This window comes from Acinetobacter sp. YH12097 (genome assembly GCF_013419225.1).
Classification (GTDB): domain Bacteria; phylum Pseudomonadota; class Gammaproteobacteria; order Pseudomonadales; family Moraxellaceae; genus Acinetobacter; species Acinetobacter amyesii.
Window position 1 is genome coordinate 100,488 of the sequence record NZ_VPAN01000005.1, and the last position, 21,440, is coordinate 121,927.

Here is a 21,440-nt window from a genome sequence, read left to right on the forward strand (position 1 = left end):
TTTAGGGCTTTGTTGCACAAACCTATCTGTAAAGGCTTTTTCAGCGATATAATTTTCAAATGAAGAAGCCTACACACAAAATCTATCGCACAACCAATTGGCCCGCATATAACCGAGCACTCATGAGTCGCGGAAATATTGCCATTTGGTTTGATCCTGCTACGCAATGGTATGCGCCATCAAAAGGCAAACAAGGGCGAAATCAAATCTACTCCGACGCAGCTATCCAATGCTGCTTAATGATTAAATCCTTATTCCGTCTGTCTTTACGTATGGTTACTGGCTTTGTGCAAAGTCTGATTAAACTTTGCGGATGAGCAGCCCCGAATATCAGTGATATTCTTACACCACGCTTTGTAGAAGACAAAAGCATATTGATATTGTAATCAGCTACCAAAAAAGTAGCGATGGGCTGCATCTACTCATGGACTCTACAGGCATGAAGTTTCTAGTTGAGGGCGAATGGAAACGAAAGAAACATGGACCTGAATATCGTCGCCAATGGCGTAAACTACATATTGGTATAGATGCTAAAACCCTACAAATACGCGCTATTCAGCTCACAACCAATAATCTCAGTGATTCACAGGTGCTTGGTGATTTACTTAATCAGATTCCACAAGATGAGCGGATTGATTCTGTTTATACCGATGGAGCTTATGACACCAAGCAATGCCGTCAGGTCATTGCAGATCGGCAAGCGCATGCGGTGATTCCACCTAGAAAAAATGCGAAACCATGGAAAGATACAAAGAGTAGCTCGCTAGAGCGAAACGAATGACTTCGAACAGTTACACGTTTAGGCAGGACACTCTGGAAAAAATGGTCAGGCTATCATCGGCGAAGTTTGGTTGAAATAAGATGCATTGCATCAAATTATTAGGAGATAAGCTCAGTGCAAGGAGTTTTGATAGCCAAGTGAATGAGATCCATGCACGTGTAGCAGTCCTTAACAGATTTACGGAATTAGGTCGACCACTTACCCAAGTTACGCCTTAAATTTGGCTCAAATTAGGGGCGCTTTGCATTTCAAATCTTTGTGCAACAAAGCCACCTTAATAACGGATTTGTTTAACGCCAGCATACTTTTTGAAACACCACCCAATTTATTTATGTTGCAGGTCAAACACGACAAAACATTAAAGTTGCAGAAGCTTCTGGTCAGATGACTGACATCAATGGCAAGGGCTTTTTTGTAGATACTTCAGCAAAACAACAACTACGTGAACGCCTATCTCAACTGATTTTAGAGGTTGATGTGATTGTAATTGCTGGCAGTTTGCCACAAGGGTTTTCTGCAGAAGAGCTTTCGACACTGATTCTATGGTTACAGTCTGCGGGTAAAAAAGTCGCAGTAGATACCAGTGGTGTTGCGTTGAAAGCAGCAATTGCTGCCCATCCTTGGTTGATTAAGCCTAATACAGATGAGTTGACAGAAACCTACCATTTGCCAGCAGAAACGTTTGCAGAACAGCAGCATCTTTTTGCCAGTTTAAATAGTCAGATCGAACATATTGTGGTCTCGATGGGTGAAAACGGAGTGAACTGGCTTCACCGCACGCAACCCCTGCATGCTACTGCACCGAAGGTCACCGTCCAAAGTACGGTGGGTGCGGGAGATTCCTTGCTGGCAGGTATGATTCATGGCTTGTTGAGTTCAAATTCCCCAGAAGAAACATTGAAAACAGCAACCGCAATTGCGAGCAATGCTGTGACCCAAATTGGGTTTGCCCTTCCAGACTTTGCTGTTATTGAAGATTTGAAATCGCAAATCTCAGTCCAATCATTGAGTTAATACGATGCAAGAGATAAAACATATTTTATTTGTGCCACATAGTCCCGAGCAGCCGATTAATGCAGTGATTTTGGCCAAAAAATTGTCCAAAGCAGCAACAGCACTTGGTATTTCCAATGATGTGGCGACATCAGTTGAGCATCTTGATTTATCAAATGTGATTGATACTGTTGTTTTTGTTGGACAGAAGCCGGCAGAAGCGGATCAACTGCGTGACAAGGTTGTGAAAGTCATTGGTTTGAATAACGCACAACACGATGCGATCATGCTTTTGCAACAAGTTCTTGAGCATTCAGAGGCTTTAGATGAAACTATTGCAGCCAATGTAGGGGTTACACGGTTTGTCGCCATTACAGCATGTCCAACTGGTGTTGCGCATACGTTTATGGCGGCCGAAGCCTTACAACAAGGTGCAGTAAAGCACGGTTATCAGATTGATGTTGAAACCCAAGGATCGGTTGGGGCTAAAAATATTTTATCGGCAGAAAGTATTGCCAAAGCAGATGTCGTGATCTTAGCAACGGATATTGAGGTCAATACAGATCGCTTTGTAGGCAAACGTGTATATCGCTGCAGTACAGGATTTGCCCTTAAACAAACGGATAAGACTTTTGCAAATGCAATTGCTGAGGCCAAAGTGCTTGAAACGGGTAAGCAAATAGCCACTAAGACAGGAAATGAAAACAAAGAAAAAACAGGAATTTATAAACACCTTTTAACAGGGGTGTCTTTCATGCTGCCGATGGTGGTGGCGGGCGGTTTGATCATTGCCATCTCGTTTATGTTTGGCCTCAATCCTGTTGAAGGAAGCTTTGCCGCATCCTTAAAGCAAATAGGTGCTGCAGCATTTACTCTTATGGTACCTATGCTGGCAGGTTACATTGCTTATTCTATTGCGGATCGTCCGGGTTTAACTCCAGGTTTGATTGGCGGTTTACTTGCCACACAATTAGAGGCAGGCTTTCTCGGTGGATTAGTTGCAGGTTTTATTGCAGGTTATATTGCGTTATTTTTATCGAAACAGCTTAAACTCCCAAGTAGCCTAGAAGCATTAAAACCAATTTTGATTATTCCACTATTGGCCAGTTTAGCTGTTGGTTTAATCATGATTTATGTGGTTGGACAGCCTGTTGCACAATTGTTTGAATTACTCACACACTTCCTTGCCAATATGGGGACGACCAATGCCATGATCATGGGGGTTATCCTTGGGAGTATGATGTGTATTGATGTTGGGGGGCCAATAAATAAAGCGGCTTATGCCTTTACGGTGGGCTTACTTACGTCACAAACATACGGACCGATGGCGATTACCATGGCTGCGGGTATGGTACCACCGTTGGGTATGGCAATTGCAACTTTTCTGGCAAAGCATAAATTTGCCAAACCTGAGCAAGATGCAGGGAAGGCTGCTGTAGTTCTGGGCCTATGTTTCATCTCGGAAGGGGCTATTCCGTTTGCTGCCAAAGACCCGATTCGAGTGCTTCCATGCGCGATCGCAGGTGGTGCTGTAACTGGGGCTTTGGTTGCATTATTTAAATGTGAACTAGTCACTCCTCATGGCGGTGTAATGGTACTGATCATTCCGAATGCGATGAATTATCCATTAAAATATTTATTGGCGATTGCGATTGGAAGTGTGGTGACTGGTGTAGCTTATGCCGTGATAAAACAACGGTTAGAATAAGCCCTTCATAGGAGCTTTGTGAAAGCTATTTAGTGCAATAAATGAATATTATGCTCAATCCTATTTTGGATCAGTTGGAGTCTCTGCTTGAATTTGTCCAGGTAATAGGTCATGAGCGATATTGCTGAATCGGATTGCAACCTTACAAATCGAGCCAATAATTTCATCGACTTCTTGGACACAAAGTTCCGCTTCCTGAGTACCAAGTTTCACAAGAGCTTGTCGAGGAATATCCAATGCCTCACCCATGATATCCATTTGATGTGCAGGAAAGTTCTAAACCTTTACTGATCGCTTCTGCACTGTATTCAAAGGCGATTAATGGCCGACCTGTGATTGCGGTTGAGGAGACCAATGTACCCCAAAGCCAATATTCACCCCATCCATTGTAGTAAACATTAAGTTTTTGAGCATGGATTTATTTCCTTTTAATACATTGGCGAGCAATACTGTTCTGAAATGACAGCTTTGTCCGTTATAATTGTATAAACATTTTTGGTTTCTGGTAATTATGTCCTCATTGATCAATTTTCTATCTCGCTTTAGTACTGCAACTCTTCAGCGCAGTCTGAGCTATGCTAAACACATTGATAGGGAAACAATTGAGTTCTTTGAGGAAAATGAAGATGTCACGATGTATGCTCAAATTGAAGGGACAGATTATTACGATACCGCGATTACCTATAATCTTAAAAAAGACCGTTTAATCGATGACGACTGCACTTGTCCGGTTGGATATAACTGTAAACATGCTGCTGCTTTAGCGCGGTTATTCTTTCAGGAATATCGCCAAGAATTTCAGCAGCGTTATGCTGACTCTCAATCCCCGCAGGGAATCGCAAAACGCCTACGGGGGGATGATCAGGCACAGCGCTGGTTGAATGATTTTAAACGGTATTTACAACAGACTGAACCAGAGCAATCTGTCAAAACAAACAATTATTTAATTTACCTGCTAGATCAGTCTGTCAGCTTAAAGAAATTGACAGTTGATGTTCAGAAGGCCAGACGCAATAAAAACGGCTCAATTGCGGGGGAAAGTTATTATACCCAATATGAAAATATCACCAGAAAGCATCTGACTTTACCTGAACAAAAACGACAATTATTTAACCAGATTTATTATTATGCCAAAATAAACAGTGACGAACGATTTTATCAAAGCAATCTTGATATCTCCGGAATTTTATTGGAGCATTTCAAATCTTTTATTCAAAGTGGCGATGTGTACTGGCAAAAAAAGAGCCATACTGCACTTCAATGGTCAGAACAAGGCTATCACATCGAACTGATCTGGCAACAAGGTGTAAACAAACAGACAGAGCATTTAAACATTGAATTGGTCAATGGTGATATTCGACTCGATTTGAAATCAAATCCACATATTCAGATTCTCGCGAGTCATCCACCATGTTATGTGGATATTCAACAGAACACGGTGGGCCAGTTATATGGTGAATATACGGCAAATCTTCTGTACCATTTTTTACAGATGCCTGATCTTCCATCTATGCTCTTGCCAGAGTTTGAGCAACTGACTCATCAATATTCAGACGTGAAAAATCTGCCTCAGCCCGAGTCTATTCAGCATATTGATGTCCTTGAGGGTAGTCCCCAGCCAATTTTACGCTTCGGTGTTTTAGATAAATTTGATTGGAAATGGGAAGAGTCTGTTTGTGCTGAAATTGAATTCTCCTATGCAGGCGGAAGAATAAAAGCAGGTACATCAGGCGACAGTTTTATTGGTGAGCAGCATGACAAAATGGTACGACAGCTTCGGGACTTAGTTCAGGAACAACAGTCAATCCAACGTTTACAGCTATTGGTCGAATCACTGAAGTGGGTGAAAGATCTTAGTTATGACCATCAATTAAAACTGAATAAACAACGTCTTGATTCTATGGTTTTTGCTTTCTATGGAGATTGGATCAAACAGCTGATGCCCATCAATCAAATTGAGTTGATGGGCTGGCAGATAGAGCATCTGGAAAACAGCCCCTTTAATCTGCAATATGTTGAAAATTTAAATATTTCTATCACTGAATCTGAAGGTCAGCAGGACTGGTTCAATATCGGGGCGACGGTTCAAGACAGTGCAGGCAATTCTTATAATTTGCTTGATGCGCTCGTAGCTTTGGTGCGAGTAAATCCTGATTTACTTGATCCGCGGACTTTTATTCATCTGCATGACAGTCAAATTTTCACCGTGAAAACTGCAGTTGATCAACCTGATTTGGCTCTATCCGCTAGGGATATTAAGCCGGTATTGTTGCATCTGCAGAGCATTTTACAGCAAGAAGAGCGCAGTATTGATCGCTATGATGCGAGTCAATTATTAGAATTGCAGCATAATCTTGGGATGACATGGCAGGTCAGTGATCGCCTGCAGCAATTTGTACAGAAATTCAAACAAGGCTATCAGCAACAACTGCCGACACCACAAGGTTTTCAGGGAGAGTTGCGTCCATACCAGCAGCAGGGCTTAGGCTGGTTGCAGTTTTTAAGGGAAACCCAGCATGGCGGGATTCTGGCAGATGATATGGGCTTGGGGAAAACAGCACAAACTTTAGCCCATTTACTCATGGAAAAGCAGGCTGGATATTTGCAGGACAGTCCCGCCTTAATTGTTGCACCCACATCGCTGATGCATAACTGGTTCAAAGAAGCGGAGAAATTTACCCCTGAGCTCAAGGTATTGCTGCTACAGGGGCCCGATCGCCATCAGTATTTTGAGCAGATTCCGCACTATGATATTGTGTTAACCACCTATCCGCTTCTGGCGAGAGATGAAGAGCAACTAAAGCAATATGAATATCATCAACTCATTTTGGATGAGGCGCAGAATATCAAAAATCCGCGTGCCAAAGCTGCACAGGTAGTAAGGCAATTAAAAGCACGACATCGTTTGTGTCTAACAGGTACCCCGATGGAAAATCATTTGGGTGAGCTGTGGGCACTATTTTATTTCCTGATGCCAGGATTCTTATATTCACAAGAAATTTTTAATAAAAAATACCGTCATCCGATTGAAAAACGCGGTGATCAGCAGTTAAGACAAAAGCTGGTCAACCGCATTAAACCATTTATTTTACGTCGCTTGAAAACTGACGTAGCCAAAGAGTTGCCAGAAAAAACCACGATTGAAGTCAATATTGACATGAATGAGCAGCAATCCAAGCTATATGAGGCTGTTCGCGCCACGATGCAGGCAAATATTCAGAAAATTGTGGCAGAAAAAGGCTTTAAGCGTAGTCAAATCCAAATTTTAGATGCCTTGCTGAAGCTGCGTCAGGTCTGTTGTCATCCTAGCTTGCTGAAACTGGATTCAGTTAAAACCGGGCAGGCGTATTCTGCCAAACTTGAACAGTTGATGGATATGGTTGTTCCAATGGTGGAAGAGGGACGAAAAATTCTTATTTTCTCTCAGTTTACCTCAATGTTGGAACTGATTGAACAACAGCTCTATCACGCAGAAATTGGCTATGTGAAGCTGACTGGAAAGACCAAAAAGCGAGATGAAGTCATTACAGCATTTCAGTCTGGACAAGTGCCGGTATTTTTAATCAGTCTGAAAGCAGGAGGGGTCGGTCTGAATCTAACTGCCGCAGATACGGTCATTCACTATGATCCATGGTGGAACCCTGCTGCTGAAGATCAAGCTTCAGATCGTGCATGGCGGATTGGACAGGACAAGCCGGTATTTGTGTATAAGCTGATTACCAATAAAAGCATAGAAGAAAAAATTATTGCCTTGCAGCAGAATAAAGCAGAACTGGCACAGTCTATTCTAAGCACAGATCATGAGGGAGAAGCGAAACTGACGGAAAATGACGTGATGAACTTGTTTGAGAAATTTTAGTTTGGTTTCAGATTACCCTCATCATCTATAAGTATTTGAAAGTTAGATGTAATTTTTCAAAACCGCCAACCTTGGCAAGAGTCATCGACATAAAATATATTAAATTACATAATAGAAATTTCAATAAAACCTATATATAACAGCTACATAGGGTTTTTATTTTGTGTGGTGTAGTTTGAGGTAGGGAGGATGAACAAATCAGCTTTATGGAGTATCAGGGGCGTATCAAGCTCAATGGGATGAGCGCAGAAGCCTTTGAGATAGCTTCAAAATGAGGCTGTCTCGTGTCTAGGATACTGGGAGCAGTCCAGTCCTGATTAGTTAAATATTTAAAATGGCGGATTAAACATCGCATAAAGAACAGTTAACGCCGCGGCAATTATGTAAAACCGAGCTGCGTGCGCTATTTTTATTGGTACCGGGTCCTTCTACCAGAGGCCCTGCAAGTTGTTCTGCGCCAGAAGAGGGGCGCCATTTACTTTTCATATTGATTTTTTGATGAGCGGTGATCATCGGTTTAGCTAAAGTCTGCTGTTTGCAATAATTACATTCAATCGTATCGGTTGAGATACGGGCAATTGGAACACGTTGTTCAAAAATTCCCTCGCAATGCTCACAGCGGAAATCATATAACGGCATTTCTGTACTCCTATAGCACAAAGGGCTCAAATTAAAAAGACGGGTAGCCGAAGGCTTTAGGTTGGATGACTACCCGTTGTGAAGCTAAAACAACAATAAACTGTAAAACTAGCGTTTATGCCCCCAGAATTTGTCATCGTTCAGCGCACCTTGAGGCAGGATGTTCTGTTCGAAAATTGAAGTTGGCAGAGATACGGTACATGCACAGTTTGGAATATCCACGATACCGCCGATACGGCCTTCAACTGGTGCCGCAGTCAGTAACATATACGCCTGTGAGCCGGTAAAACCAAAATTCTCAAGGTATTTAATCGCTTTTAAACACGCCTGACGATAGGCCACAGTGGCATCCAGATAGTGGTTTACGCCATCTTCAACGCTGATGCCTTCAAAGGTTAGCCACTGGTCATAAGCCGGACGGACATTACTTGGCACAAAGATTGGAGAATCGATATTGTATTTTTCCATACCGCCCTTGATCAGATCGAAGCCCACACGGGTAACACCATCCATTTCGATCGCGCCACAGAAACCGATTTCACCATCTCCTTGAGAGAAGTGCAGATCGCCCATCGAGAAGCCAGCACCTTTCTGATAAACAGGGAAGTAAATACGGCTACCGGCTGCCAGGTCTTTAATGTCCGTATTTCCGCCATGTTCACGTGGTGGAACAGTGCGCGCAGCTTCTGCTGCCATACGGTCGAATTCAGCACCTGTTACGCCACGCAGAACAGCAGTACGCGGATCAGGCGGATTAGCCTGACCTTTAGGAACCAGTAAAGCTTCACGGCGATTCCATTCCTTTAGCAAATCATGCGATGGCAAAGTTCCCATCAAGCCAGGGTGTTTTAAGCCAGCAATACGCACGCCCGGAATATGACGTGAAGTCGCAAATAAGCCTTTTAAGTCCCAGATAGCTTTGTCAGCTTCAGGGAAATAGTCAGCCAGGAAGCCACCGCCATTTTCCTTGGCAAATACGCCAGAGAAACCGACATCTGAAATTGGCTGAATGTCGAGCAGGTCGATTACCAGCAAGTCACCTGGCTCAGCACCTTCTACATAGAAAGGTCCGGTTAATGGATGGGCACGGGTCAGGTCGACATTTTTGACATCAGAAATGTCATCGGTATCTTTAATCTGCGCATCCAGGAAATCCAGACTTTCAATCAGGATTTCTTCACCCGGTTTTACCGAAGTCAGAAATGGCAAATCCGGATGCCAGCGGTTATGTCCAATTTCCGCCTGTTCTGCCAGCGGAACCCCCGGTTTAATTTTAATATGTTGCATGGTTTATCCCCCTATGTTGAGGTCGAATAAAGCTAGTTTTTGATGTTATTGCCCGTGTCATCCATGATGAACAGCGGATCTTCGATCACGCTTTCAACAGGAACTGACTGAACCTGGATCGTTTTGCCGTCATAATCAATGATGATTTGACCGGCTTCTGGATTCTGAATAAAAAATCTGGCGAGTTGTGGCTCAACCAAAATCCGAAAGCGGCGACTCAAGCCTCGTGCACCGAAGCGAACATCGTGTCCGGTAGACAGAAACTGGGTGGCAGCGGGTGTAAGTTCAACCGTGCGGCTCTGCTTACAGAGTCGCTGATTCAGTTTCTCGATTTCCAGACTGACCAGTGTTGGCGCGAAATCAGCTTCTACCGCTTCATAATTCAGAATGCGTTCAATACGATTCAAAAATTCAGGATCAAATTTCTTGTACAAGGCGCGTTCGGTAATCTGGCTGTCATCCAGTTTGGCCAGTCGGGCCAGTTTCTGAATAGGCTTTGGAAGCTTGGCCAGCTGTCTTAAGCGTGCCTGAGCATCTTTGGCGCCGACGTTACTGGTCATAAAGATCATGCAGTTTTTGAAATCCAATACTTTAGTACCCGCGGTCAGCTTTAAGGTTCCGGTTTCCAGAACGTTGAGCAGACCCCGAATGACTTCGGTACTGGCTTTTTCAATTTCATCAAACAGCACAATACCTGGCTTGGAAAAACTGCCCTGAATATGGGCTTCATCAAACAGGGTATTGCCTTCTTTAGAGCCGACATAGCCTGGAGGGGCACCTGTCAGTGCTGCAGCATAATGTTCCTGTGCCAGTGTGTTCATGTCGATCCGGCAGAATGCATCTGGCTTGCCATGGATCGCCTCAGCAATCAGCCGAACCGTTTCGGTTTTCCCCACACCCGTCGGTCCTAGCATCAAGGTGACTGCCAGTGGCCGGGTAGGAGCATTAAAATCTGCCTTGACGGTTAAGAGCATGTTTTCAATTTCATCCAGTGCGGCACGCTGCCCAATGATATGACCACGGACATGCTGCATGACTTTTTCAGGATCAAAGCTAAAGCGAGAGGTACGCGCAATACGTTCTTTGCTCTGCATCTCATAGCGCTGTTTGGCCAGAGTTTCCTGATTGGCACTGATGCGGTCGCTGGCAAATGTCATATCGAATACCTCCTCTCAGACCAAACTTAAGATGCTTCTTTTTCCAAGCCTTCATGTGGCAGATTGCCGATTGGGCATTCCGCGACACCGATGGTAGAACGGGTAATTTTTTCCACGTTCTCTTGCGCTTTTTGAGCATCCAGAACCCAGGTCTTGTAGAAGTCGAATGGACAGTCCGCAACGCCTTTATCGCCGTCACCATTGTTATAGACACCGGTATAGCCGCGGTGCAGTAATTTAAATAAATGGTTTTGTGACTGGTCGTATTTACGTGCATCACGAATTTCATGCAGTGACAATTGCGCGTATTGGATGCCGTTTTCTTCCGTACCACATTCACCCAAGGTACGGCCGTCGAAGCCGACTACCGCAGAGTGACCGAAATAGGTGTAAACGCCGTCGAAACCGGTACAGTTGGCAACAGCAACATAAACGTTATTTGCCCATGCCATGCATTTCGCCATGTTGATCTGCTGATCTGCAGCCGGGTACATATAGCCTTGGCAACGCACCACCAGTTCAGCGCCTTTCATGGCACAGTCACGCCAGATTTCTGGATAGTTACCGTCATCACAGATGATCAGTGACATCTTGATACCCTTTGGTCCTTCAGTCACATAAGTAGTGTCACCTGGGCACCAGCCTTCAATCGGGCACCATGGGATAATCTTGCGGTATTTCTGAACGATTTCGCCCTTGTTATTAATCAGGATCAAAGTGTTATAAGGCACCTTGTTTGGATGTTCCTCATGTTGTTCACCGGTAATCGGGAACACGCCCCAGACGTTGGCTTCAATACAGGCTTGCGAGAAAATCGCGGTTTCATCGCCTGGAATGGTGGCAGCGGTTGCCATCATCTCGTCATGGTCGTACATAATGCCCATGGTGCTGTATTCGGGAAAAACAATCAGGTCCATACCCGGAATACCCTGTTTGATTCCTTTCAACATTTCAGCAATTTTTTTTGCGTTCTTAAGCACTTCCGCTTTGGTATGCAAACGAGGAATTTTGTAGTTTACAACTGCTACACCTACTGTATCTGGGCTGCTTGAGATATCACCGTGACGCATTCAAATTTCTCCAACTCTTTTATCGATTCAACTTTATGATTCGAGTGTCGCGTGAAATGCGTTACAGCAAAATACGTTGAATTGCGTATATGGAGGCGTAGACTGAAAAGAATTTTTAAATGTGAATAATCAAATAAAATATTAAAATCAGCTGCCGATTAATTAAGTGAAATAGAAATTAAAAATCCCCCGACGAATCGGGGGATGTAGAGAAAAATTACAGCCAAATTAAACCAGGAAGACTAAACAGACAGGTATTTACTGATGGTGGTCTCATCGACATTTTCACGGACATCTTCGTAGGCAAAGCGACCTTTGTCGATCACCAGGAAGCGATCTGCCATCGCCATGGTGAAACTCAGTACCTGCTCAGAAACCACAATGGTTAGATCACGCTGATCCCGAATTTCTTTCAGAGTTCTGGCAATGTCCTTGATGATAGAGGGCTGAATCCCTTCCGTCGGTTCATCTAGCAGCAGTACTTTAGGGTTGGTCGCCAGAGCACGGGCAATTGCTAATTGCTGTTGTTGCCCACCCGATAAGTTTCCGCCTTTACGTTTGCGCATATCCCAAAGTACAGGAAACAGCTCATACAGGTCATCCGGTACTTTGCCGTGCGCAGAAGCCGGTAAACCGGTCTGGATATTTTCCAGTACGGACATGGTGGAGAAAATCATCCGACCTTGCGGCACATAAGCCACACCATTTTCTACGCGCTGGTAAGGATCCAGTTTTTCCAGATTCTTGCCATCCAGCTTGATTTCACCTTTGCTATTTTTAATATCACCAATCAGGGTTTTGAACAGGGTGGTTTTACCCATGCCGTTACGGCCCATGATTGCCACAATTTCCTTCGGCTGGATCTTCAGTTCCAGGTCGTGAATCACCTGACTTTGTTTATATCCTGAACACAAAGCATTAATTTCTAATAATCCGCTCATAGTGGCCTCCTTAGTGTCCTAGATAAACTTCAATCACTTTTGGATCATTTTGCACATCGTCCATTTTGCCTGCTGCCAGAATTTTGCCCTGGTGCAGTACCGTGACTTTGTCCGCAATGGTTTTGACAAATTCCATGTCATGTTCAATCACCAGCACAGAACGTCCTTTGCTAATCTCCCGCAACAGTTGCGCCGTCTGCTCACGCTCTGACACACTCATCCCTGCGACAGGTTCATCCAGCATGAGCAGCTCAGGGTCTTGCATCAATAACATGCCAATTTCCAGCCACTGCTTCTGGCCATGAGAGAGCAGACCGGCGGAGGTATCCAGCAGGTCAGTCAGGAAAATCTTGCCAGCAACTTCACGAATACGCTCATCGACATCTTTGGTGCGTCTGAAGAACAGCGCACCAAAGACATTACGGCCACGCGGGAAGGACATTTCCAGGTTGTCATAGACCGACAGATTTTCATAAATATTCGGGTTCTGGAATTTACGCCCAACCCCTTTACGGACAATGTCGAACTCTTTCAGTTTAGTCAGTTCAATATCATTAAATTTGATCGTGCCTGAAGTTGCTTTGGTCTTGCCGCAGATCAGATCCAGCACTGTGGTTTTGCCGGCTCCATTGGGACCGATCACCACATGGACTTCGTTTTTATCCAGATAGAAGTTGAGATCACTGACTGCCTTGAAACCGTCGAAGGACACGGTGAGATCTTCAATGACCAGAACCGGTTTATTCATTTCTACGCCGACTTTATTCATTTCACGCCTCCTTCCACAATTGGATCGATCGTTTTATCCGGATCACTACTTGGCGGCGGCGAAGTGCTGTCGATCGGTTTCTTTTTCAGGAACAATGGACGAACATATTTTTCATATAAACCCGCTAAGCCATTCGGTAAGAACATGACCACACCGATGAACAATGCACCGAGGAAATATAACCATACTTCAGGAAAGGCTTCAGAGAAATAAGTTTTACCCAGATTCACCAGAACAGCACCATACACTGCCCCAATCAGTGACAGACGACCACCGACTGCAGCCAGAATGACCATTTCAATCGAAGGTACGATGCCGATAATCGTTGGTGACATGAAGCCGACTTGCAGGGTAAACATCGCACCACCAATAGATGACACCACAGCTGCGAAACAGAAAATGAAGACTTTGTACATGGCCACGTCATAGCCAGAAAAACGTACACGTTCTTCTTTGTCACGCATCGCAGAAAGCAGACGACCGAGTTTAGAACTGAGGACAAAACGGCTGATCATGATCACTGCAATGAGCAGCAGGGCATTGATGTAGTACAGGACATATTTGGCTTCATCGGTACGGATATCCCAGCCATGCAGGGTTTTCAGGTCTGTAATCCCGTTAATGCCGCCAGTGAAACCTTGTTGACCAATAATCAGAATGGTCAGGATCGCTACAATCGCTTGCATGATGATCGAGAAGTACACATCACCGACACGACGGGTAAACATCGCGAAACCGATGATGAAGGCAAGCAAGATTGGAATGATGATGATGGCAAACAAAGTAAAGCCGAAACTATGGAAGGGTTCCCAGAAGCCTGGCAGGCTGGTGATCTGGTTCCAGTCCATAAAGTCTGGAATACCTGGTGTGGTTTGCGCTGCTGTAGATTGCATGTCCGAAGCTTCAAGTTTCAGGAACATGGCCATACAGTAGCCGCCAATGCCAAAGAAAATCCCTTGACCTAAACTTAAGATACCACCGTGTCCCCAGCACAGAACCAGGCCGATTGCGACAAAAGCAAAAGTCAGATATTTACCCATCAGATTCAGACGGAAAATATCCAGGAACATTGGCATGACCAGCAGGATCAGTACGGCAAGAATCACCAGACCAATCGCACCTTCTTTACCGCCTAAAAAGGCATTCATTAGATTTTTCATAATACCTCTCCTGAATCCCTATTTACGTACTTTGATTGAGAAGAGACCCTGAGGACGCAGCATCAGGATAATAATGACTGTAGCCAGTGTCAGGACTTTAGCGACAGAACCAGAAAGGAAGAATTCCAGAATAGATTGTGCTTGCGCGATACTGAATGCAGAGGCAACAGTGCCAAGCAAGCTTGCAGCGCCGCCGAAGACCACGACTAAGAATGTATCGACGATATACAGCGAACCGGCTGTAGGACCAGTAGAACCGATGGTTGTGAAGGCTGCACCCGCAATACCTGCAAGCCCACAACCCAAGGCAAAGGTTAAGCTGTCAACACGTTTGGTATTTATCCCGACAGCACCACTCATAAAGCGGTTCTGGTTGGTTGCACGAAGTTGTAAACCCCAGCGTGAACGGTAAATCAGAAAGTAGACAAATGCAGTGACACAGAGGGTAACGCCCACCAGGAACAGACCATTGATAGGAATATCGATGGCTTCCGTCGGTTGATAAGAACCCATTAACCAGTCAGGTAAAGTCGGGCTGACTTCCTTAGGTCCGAAAATAGAACGGAACAACTGCTGCATGATGAGGCTCAAGCCCCATGTTGCAAGAAGTGTATCGAGTGGCCGTTGATAGAGCCGGCTGATCATGAGTCGTTCCACCATGTAACCGATAATGCCTGCTGTGAGGAAGGCTGCAATGATTGCGATCAGGAAATAGTAAGGTAAGAGTTGAGGGAAAAAACTTTCAGTCAGTGTGGAAATGAAAAATGTCGTATATGCACCAATGGTCAGAAACTCACCATGTGCCATGTTAATTACGCCCATTTGCCCAAAGATAATTGCAAGGCCGAGCGCCATCAATAACAGCACACAGAACACAGAGAGACCATTAAAGCCTTGCATGGCAAATATTGCACCGAATTCTGCAAATGATAGATCCATCGCATCATCCTCCAAGCTTTAAAAAATTGTGTGGAATAAAAAGATCAGGAGAATGGCTTCCCCTGATCATGTGGCTGTTAACTCAGTAACCTTTAGGGAATGGGTTTGGTTTGATTAGACCTTTAGACTCGTAAACAACTTTGAACTGACCATTTGGTTGCACTTGACCAATACGTGATTTGCTCCATAAATGGTGGTTCGGGTCAATTTTTACATAGCCTTCAGGTGCAGTTTTCATTTCTAGGCCTTTAGATGCGGCAGTCACTTTCGCGACATCGAAGCTACCGGCTTTTTCAACTGCGGCTTTCCATAACCATGGACCAAGGTAGGCTGCTTGTGTTACGTCACCTACCACCGCTTTAGGGCCATATTTCGCTTTAAAGGCTTTTACGAATGCAGCATTATTGGGGTTATTCAGGCTTTGGAAATATTTCATTGAAGAGTAGAAGCCCTTCATGTTTTCGCCGCCAATCCCCAGCAATTCATCTTCAGTCACTGAAAGGGTAAGCAGTGTCTGTTTGTCGCCTGTTACGCCCGCAGCTTTCATTTGTTTGTAGAAGGATACGTTTGAACCGCCCACGACTGCTGCAAAGATGGCATCTGGTTTACGCAGTTTGGTTTTGTTGATGAGGGAACCGAATTGTGTATGGCCCAATGGATAGTATTCTTCGCCAACCACTTTACCTTTCAGTACTTTCTCGATGTGGGTACGGGCAATTTTCATGGTGGTACGCGGCCAGATGTAGTCAGAACCAATCAGATAGAAGGTTTTGGCTTTTTTCTCTTTTGCCAGCCAGTTCAGTGCTTCAAGTACCTGTTGAGTTGCTTCCTGACCGGTGTAGATCACGTTTTTAGATTGTTCTAAGCCTTCATAGAAGGTTGGGTAATAAAGTAGAGAGTTGTTGCGTTCAATAATCGGCAATACGGCTTTACGAGAGGCTGAAGTCCAGCAACCGAAAATTGCAGCAACACGGTCTTTTTCAGATAATTTACGTGCTTTTTCTGCAAAGGTTGGCCAGTCAGAAGCACCATCTTCCTGAATAATTTTGATCTGTCGACCAAGTACACCGCCCTTTTTATTGATCTGTTCAATGGCCAGACGTTCTGCCTGGATTGAACCGGTTTCAGAAATTGCCATGGTACCGGTTGCCGAATGTAGCTGACCCACATATACAAACTTGTCATCGACTTTAAGTTTCGTGGTATTGACCTTTGCCGTTGCAGGTACGCTGGCATTGGTTAGTGCGGGTGCCAGCAAGAATGGAACAGCAAGTAAACCTGCCAGTAATCCAGATGTCTTTACTTTTGATTTTAAGCTCATGTCGGGTTCCCCTATAGAATTAGATGTGCTGATGCGCTTAATCACAGGTTTGCGCTTGGTATGCAACTAAGCCTAAGGGGAGTTAAAAATTGAGCATATACGTCACTTTACGTATATAACCTTCAGTCGGATTATTTTTAGATACTGATAGGCTGGGCATAGTTATTGCATTGTAATAGCAGATATTTAGCTTTATTTGATCTGTATGGACCCAACAGCGAATACCAGTCAGGCACCGCAGCGCGTCATTCATACCCGACGTAAATACAATACCTGGGTGGTCGATGAAAGTATTGAGGATTACGCCCTGCGCTATGCGCCTAAATCCGTCCGGAAATGGTCGCTATGGACAGTGACCAATACGGCGCTTGCGGCTGTCAGTTTCCTGGCAATGGAGACACTTGGAGCAACCATGCTCTGGCAATACGGTTTCAGTAATGCTTTCTGGGCACTGGTGGTTGTGGCGATTATCATTTTCCTGACCAGCTGGCCGATTGGTTATTATGCTGCCCGTTATAATGTCGATATTGATTTACTGACCCGTGGTGCCGGATTTGGTTATATTGGCTCCTCCATTACCTCGGTCATCTATGCCAGTTTCACCTTTATCTTTCTCGCCTTTGAAGCTGCCATCATGGCGCTGGCATTGGAGCTAGGCTTAGGGATACCCCTGAGTATTGGCTATCTGATTTCAGCACTGGTGATTTTGCCATTGGTGGTCAAAGGTATTGGCTTCATCAATAAGGTGCAGGCCATCACTCAACCACTTTGGTTATTTCTGCTTTTATTACCATGGTGCTTTGTGTTGGTGAAGCAACCTGATTTGATCAGCAATCTTGCATTGATTGAGGGCGCAAAAAGTCAGAGCGCTGCCTTTAATCTGTCTTTTTTTGGTGCATCCTGCACGGTGCTCTTTGCCTTGATCACCCAGATCGGAGAACAGGCGGATTATCTGCGGTTTTTACCCGATAAAAAACATATTCAGCGTAAATGGAATTGGGCAGTCTTTTTAGGTGGACCAGCTTGGATTCTGGGCGGATTTATCAAGATATTCATGGGTATGCTACTTATGGCGCTGGCAATGCAGTATCTGGTTGCCGATTCCGAACTGAGTAACCCCAATTATCTGTACTGGATTGCCTATCAACAGGTGGTCAATCATCCCGGCATCGCTTTATTTCTGACTGTTCTATTTGTCTGCGTCGCTCAGATCAAGATTAATGTTACCAATGCCTATGCAGGGTCATTGGCTTGGTCGAACTTTTTTGCGCGTCTGACGCATAGCCATCCAGGGCGCGTAGTCTGGCTGGTATTCAATATCTTTATCGCTTTGCTGTTGATGGAACTTGGGGTAATCCATGCGGTGGAGCGTGTGCTTGGCTTATACAGTAATGTGGCCCTTGCTTGGATCGGTGCCATTGTTGCGGATCTGGTGATCTGTAAACCACTGGGACTGAGTCCAAAAGGAATTGAATTTCGACGGGCCTATTTATATGACATTAATCCGGTTGGAGTCGGTAGCCTGATCATTGCATCGGTCTTATCCATGCTGTGTTACTGGGGAGTTTTTGGAGAGATTGCCCGGTCCTTGGCCGGCTTTATCGCACTCGGTACGGCGGTGTTATGTGTACCGCTAATTGCCTGGTTTACCAAAGGTAAATACTACTTGGCACGTCAAGAAAAGCCTGAGCTGAAGTTGGTCGAAACCCAAACCTGTGTAGTCTGTGAGCATGATTATGAAACTGCAGACATGGCCAGTTGTCCAGCCTATAGCAGTCAGATCTGTTCTCTGTGCTGCACGCTTGAAGCACGTTGTCATGATCTGTGTAAGCCGCATGCACGCTGGTCTTCACAGTTAAGAGTTTTTGCAGCCTGGTTCCTGCCGAAATACTGGGTACAACATATTAATACCCGTTTAAGTCTGTATATCCTGCTGATTTTTGTCTTGGGCGTGGTGTTGGCAGTTAGTCTGAGCCTGATTTATTTACAGGAGTCTGCCAGCCTGGGTGCTTTGTCACAGCAGCAGGATGCGCTGACAATGTTGTTCGTCAAAATCTATGCCGTACTGTTTCTGCTACTGTGTGTAGCCGCCTGGTGGTTAGTGCTGAATGATGAAAGTCGACGTCAGGCACAGCTGGAAAGTAATACCCAGACTCAACTGCTGATGGATGAGATTGAAGCGCATAAAGTTACCGATCGCCAGTTGCAGGATGCCCGCATTCAGGCTGAAAAGGCCAATGAAGCCAAAAGCCGCTATGTGATTGGCATCAGTCATGAATTACGAACACCGTTGAACAGTATTCTCGGTTATAGCCAGCTACTGCAGAAACAGGAAAAACTGTCTGAACAGGGCGAATCTGCCCTGGGCGTGATTAGCCGGAGCGGTCAGCATCTGACTTCTCTAATTGATGGTCTGCTGGATTTGGCACGGATTGAAACTGGTAAGATTTCTTTGGAAAATTCCAATATCGACCTGCCAAAATTTCTTAAACAGATCGTGCATATATTCGAGCCACAGTTTGCCCAAAAGCAGCTGAAGTTTGATGTGGAGATCAGTAGCAAGATTCCACAGTATGTCCGTATTGATAAAAAACGTCTGGAACAGATACTGATTAATCTGTTGGGTAATGCTTTGAAATTTACCCTGGAGGGGGGAGTCAAATTTAAGGTCGATTACCGTTTTCAGACCGCTTATTTTGAAATTCAGGATACTGGTTGTGGGATTGCTGAGTCGGATGTTGAGCGGATCTTCCAGCCTTTTGAACGTGGTCGTAATGTGGTACAGGGCAGTTTTGCCGGCACGGGTTTAGGGCTGCCGATCGTGAAGCTTCTGGTTGATATTCTTGGTGGCGAGTTGACCTTGAGCAGCCAGTTAAAACAGGGTTCAGTATTTAAAATAAAACTGTATTTGCCTTCTAAATCCCTGATCCATCCGATCGCTGACGTTGCCTCTAATACTGTAACCGGTTATACCGGAGAACGCCGTAAAATACTGGTGGTTGATAATGAAGCGACCGACCGTGGCCTGGTTCTGAATTTTCTTAAACCCTTAGGTTTTATTTTGGAAGAGGCAGAATCAGGTTTAGCCTGTTTGCGTCAGGTTCCAGAATTTAATCCTGATCTGATTTTGATGGATTTGAGCATGCCTTTACTGGGCGGCTGGGAAACGGCGAAATTGCTGCGCCAGAATAAAATCACCAATGTACCGATTATTATTATTTCCGCAGATGCCAATGAGCGGATGATCAATCCGGAAACCGATGTTCTCAACGAAGACTTTTTAGTAAAGCCGGTCGATCTCAATTTATTATTGAACAAAATTGGTGATAAATTGGGCTTAAGCTGGCTGCATCAGCATGAGCAAAATCCAGAACAAGAACAAGCTGCTGATCAGGAAGCCCAGATCCCCACGGTGGTGGTTGAAAGCAAAAATGAAGTGCACCCATCCATTCCATTGTTGAACGTGGCAGAGGCGGTCCTTCAGCTGGAACAGCATTTAAGTATTGGTTTTATCCGGGGGGCAAAAGATGTACTGCATGAATGTGGCCAGCACTTTGAACAATATAACGATATATGGCATCAGATTGAGCAGGATTTAAAACAATTTGATTTTAAAAGAGCAATTCAGCGACTTCATGAGCATGCAGATGTGCTGAAGTAGGGGTAAGGTGGACATGTTGGAAAGTATTTTGATTGTGGATGATATACCTGAAAATCTAAGTCTATTGCATGAGAGCCTGGATCAGGCTGGCTATCAGGTACTTGTGGCGACCAATGGATTTGATGCAATTGAGATTGCGCATCGCATTCAACCCGACATGATCCTGCTCGATGGCAGTATGCCGGAAATGGATGGCTTCGAAACCTGCACTCAGCTTAAAGCCAGTCCAGTGACTGAACATATTCCAGTAATCTTTATGACCGGGCTGACAGAAACCGAACATATCCTCAAAGGCTTTCAGGTCGGTGGGGTAGACTATGTCACAAAGCCTTTAAATATTGATGAAGTTCGGGCACGAGTAAAAACCCATTTGTTACAGGCTCGTTTAATGCATCAGCAGCGACAAATGCTGGATGCTACAGGTAGTGCGATTTTATCGCTGAATCTGGAAGGTGAAATTATCTGGCAGACCCCAATCGTCAGTGAATTACTGAAAAATCATCAGGTGGATGTACAGCATTTTCAGTCCAGTTTGAATAAGTGGCTACAGGACTTGCTCAAGCAGCCAGATCAAGCACATTTACTGCATGGTCAGTATGGTCATGGACATCAGGAGTTACAGCTTAACCTGCTTACCAAACTGTATGCAGGGCATATCTCTAAACATGTCTTGGTACAGTTGAAAGAGCAGACCCAAATGCCGAGCGCAGAGGAAATCGCGCAGGCCTGTCCAAACCTGACGCCGCGTGAAGCAGAAGTGATGCATTGGGTCACGATGGGGAAGACCAACCGGGATATTGCCGAGATCTTACAGCTCAGCCCACGTACAGTGAACAAACATCTTGAGCATGTCTTTGAAAAGCTCTATGTGGAAACGCGGACAGCTGCGGTATTGCATGTCATGTCAGCCTATCAAAATCAGGCAGTGGCTTAGTTTTCCCTTAGTAGAGGAATCCTAGGAGGATCTGCGACCTCTCCCCAACCCTCTCTGACTTGGAAGTGTCTGGTCTATGATGCACATCCACATCTGATGTGTGCTGAAAAAACAGGAGGTTTTAACTTGGTAAACTAAACACACTCATCAGGAGTTTACCATGAGCAAGAAACACAAGACTTACACCACAGAATTTAAAGCTGAAGCCATCAAATTAATTG

13 protein-coding genes and 3 pseudogenes are annotated in these 21,440 nt (G+C 44.8%); 6 read left to right on the forward strand and 10 right to left on the reverse strand.

Annotation, left to right across the window (positions count from 1 at the left end):
• Positions 1-59: 59 nt before the first annotated feature.
• The 3 genes and pseudogenes from FTU37_RS04055 (at position 60) to FTU37_RS04065 (ending at position 3,482) form a co-directional block, all read left to right on the forward strand.
• A pseudogene (locus FTU37_RS04055) lies at positions 60-999 on the forward strand (IS5 family transposase).
• A gap of 103 nt (positions 1,000-1,102) precedes the next feature.
• Positions 1,103-1,795 (forward strand): annotated as a pseudogene (locus tag FTU37_RS04060) (hexose kinase); the annotation flags it as partial.
• Between the two features lie 4 nt (positions 1,796-1,799).
• Complete coding sequence (locus tag FTU37_RS04065) at positions 1,800-3,482, forward strand: fructose-specific PTS transporter subunit EIIC (RefSeq protein WP_104426895.1); 1,683 nt, start codon at positions 1,800-1,802, stop codon at positions 3,480-3,482.
• A gap of 29 nt (positions 3,483-3,511) precedes the next feature.
• Here the strand turns inward: FTU37_RS04065 and FTU37_RS04070 are convergent.
• A pseudogene (locus FTU37_RS04070) lies at positions 3,512-3,746 on the reverse strand (hypothetical protein); the annotation flags it as partial.
• Positions 3,747-3,993: 247 nt separating this feature from the next.
• Here FTU37_RS04070 and FTU37_RS04075 point away from each other — a divergent pair.
• Positions 3,994-7,341 (forward strand): DEAD/DEAH box helicase, encoded by a 3,348-nt coding sequence (locus FTU37_RS04075; protein ID WP_180123844.1) that lies wholly within the window; start codon positions 3,994-3,996, stop codon positions 7,339-7,341.
• A gap of 342 nt (positions 7,342-7,683) precedes the next feature.
• Here FTU37_RS04075 and FTU37_RS04080 read toward each other — a convergent pair whose 3' ends face one another.
• The 9 genes from FTU37_RS04080 to urtA form a co-directional block, all read right to left on the reverse strand.
• Positions 7,684-7,980, reverse strand: coding sequence for an FmdB family zinc ribbon protein (locus FTU37_RS04080; RefSeq protein WP_115736227.1), 297 nt, complete (start codon positions 7,978-7,980; stop codon positions 7,684-7,686).
• Between the two features lie 108 nt (positions 7,981-8,088).
• Positions 8,089-9,267 (reverse strand): formamidase, encoded by a 1,179-nt coding sequence (fmdA, locus tag FTU37_RS04085; protein ID WP_001163819.1) that lies wholly within the window; start codon positions 9,265-9,267, stop codon positions 8,089-8,091.
• Positions 9,268-9,299: 32 nt separating this feature from the next.
• On the reverse strand, positions 9,300-10,424 hold the full coding sequence (locus FTU37_RS04090) for an AAA family ATPase (RefSeq protein WP_004777705.1): 1,125 nt from the start codon (positions 10,422-10,424) through the stop codon (positions 9,300-9,302).
• A gap of 26 nt (positions 10,425-10,450) precedes the next feature.
• Positions 10,451-11,494: an aliphatic amidase gene (locus FTU37_RS04095; RefSeq protein ID WP_180123845.1), complete on the reverse strand. Its 1,044-nt coding sequence runs from the start codon at positions 11,492-11,494 to the stop codon at positions 10,451-10,453.
• Positions 11,495-11,736: 242 nt separating this feature from the next.
• Positions 11,737-12,435, reverse strand: a complete 699-nt coding sequence (gene urtE / locus FTU37_RS04100; RefSeq protein ID WP_004777703.1) for an urea ABC transporter ATP-binding subunit UrtE — start codon at positions 12,433-12,435, stop codon at positions 11,737-11,739.
• Between the two features lie 10 nt (positions 12,436-12,445).
• A complete protein-coding gene (urtD, locus tag FTU37_RS04105; protein ID WP_048882155.1) occupies positions 12,446-13,204 on the reverse strand; it encodes an urea ABC transporter ATP-binding protein UrtD in 759 nt (252 codons plus the stop codon).
• Positions 13,201-14,364 carry an urea ABC transporter permease subunit UrtC gene (gene urtC / locus FTU37_RS04110; RefSeq protein WP_004813838.1) on the reverse strand — a complete coding sequence of 388 codons (1,164 nt, stop codon included), beginning with the start codon at positions 14,362-14,364 and terminating at the stop codon, positions 13,201-13,203. The genes urtD and urtC overlap by 4 nt, the downstream gene beginning before the upstream one ends.
• Positions 14,365-14,382: 18 nt before the next feature.
• On the reverse strand, positions 14,383-15,303 hold the full coding sequence (urtB, locus tag FTU37_RS04115; protein WP_000365952.1) for an urea ABC transporter permease subunit UrtB: 921 nt from the start codon (positions 15,301-15,303) through the stop codon (positions 14,383-14,385).
• 82 nt (positions 15,304-15,385) lie between these two features.
• Positions 15,386-16,624, reverse strand: coding sequence for an urea ABC transporter substrate-binding protein (gene urtA, locus FTU37_RS04120; RefSeq protein ID WP_115736226.1), 1,239 nt, complete (start codon positions 16,622-16,624; stop codon positions 15,386-15,388).
• Positions 16,625-16,829: 205 nt separating this feature from the next.
• Here urtA and FTU37_RS04125 point away from each other — a divergent pair, with 205 nt between their 5' ends.
• Positions 16,830-20,285, forward strand: a complete 3,456-nt coding sequence (locus FTU37_RS04125) for an ATP-binding protein (protein WP_180056357.1) — start codon at positions 16,830-16,832, stop codon at positions 20,283-20,285.
• Between the two features lie 13 nt (positions 20,286-20,298).
• Entirely contained in the window at positions 20,299-21,219 is a 921-nt protein-coding gene (locus tag FTU37_RS04130; RefSeq protein WP_115736224.1) for a response regulator transcription factor, read from the forward strand.
• The last annotated feature ends 221 nt before the right edge of the window (positions 21,220-21,440 follow it).

Bases quoted from the DNA above. Each gene is read 5' to 3' on its own strand.
- FTU37_RS04080 (WP_115736227.1), bottom strand. From the start codon at position 7,980: ATGCCGTTATATGATTTCCGCTGTGAGCATTGCGAGGGAATTTTTGAA.
- FTU37_RS04090 (WP_004777705.1), bottom strand. From the start codon at position 10,424: ATGACATTTGCCAGCGACCGCATCAGTGCCAATCAGGAAACTCTGGCC.
- urtD (WP_048882155.1), bottom strand. From the start codon at position 13,204: ATGAATAAAGTCGGCGTAGAAATGAATAAACCGGTTCTGGTCATTGAA.
- fmdA (WP_001163819.1), bottom strand. From the start codon at position 9,267: ATGCAACATATTAAAATTAAACCGGGGGTTCCGCTGGCAGAACAGGCG.
- urtC (WP_004813838.1), bottom strand. From the start codon at position 14,364: ATGAAAAATCTAATGAATGCCTTTTTAGGCGGTAAAGAAGGTGCGATT.
- urtA (WP_115736226.1), bottom strand. From the start codon at position 16,624: ATGAGCTTAAAATCAAAAGTAAAGACATCTGGATTACTGGCAGGTTTA.
- urtE (WP_004777703.1), bottom strand. From the start codon at position 12,435: ATGAGCGGATTATTAGAAATTAATGCTTTGTGTTCAGGATATAAACAA.
- FTU37_RS04095 (WP_180123845.1), bottom strand. From the start codon at position 11,494: ATGCGTCACGGTGATATCTCAAGCAGCCCAGATACAGTAGGTGTAGCA.
- FTU37_RS04125 (WP_180056357.1), top strand. From the start codon at position 16,830: ATGGACCCAACAGCGAATACCAGTCAGGCACCGCAGCGCGTCATTCAT.
- FTU37_RS04130 (WP_115736224.1), top strand. From the start codon at position 20,299: ATGTTGGAAAGTATTTTGATTGTGGATGATATACCTGAAAATCTAAGT.
- FTU37_RS04065 (WP_104426895.1), top strand. From the start codon at position 1,800: ATGCAAGAGATAAAACATATTTTATTTGTGCCACATAGTCCCGAGCAG.
- FTU37_RS04075 (WP_180123844.1), top strand. From the start codon at position 3,994: ATGTCCTCATTGATCAATTTTCTATCTCGCTTTAGTACTGCAACTCTT.
- urtB (WP_000365952.1), bottom strand. From the start codon at position 15,303: ATGGATCTATCATTTGCAGAATTCGGTGCAATATTTGCCATGCAAGGC.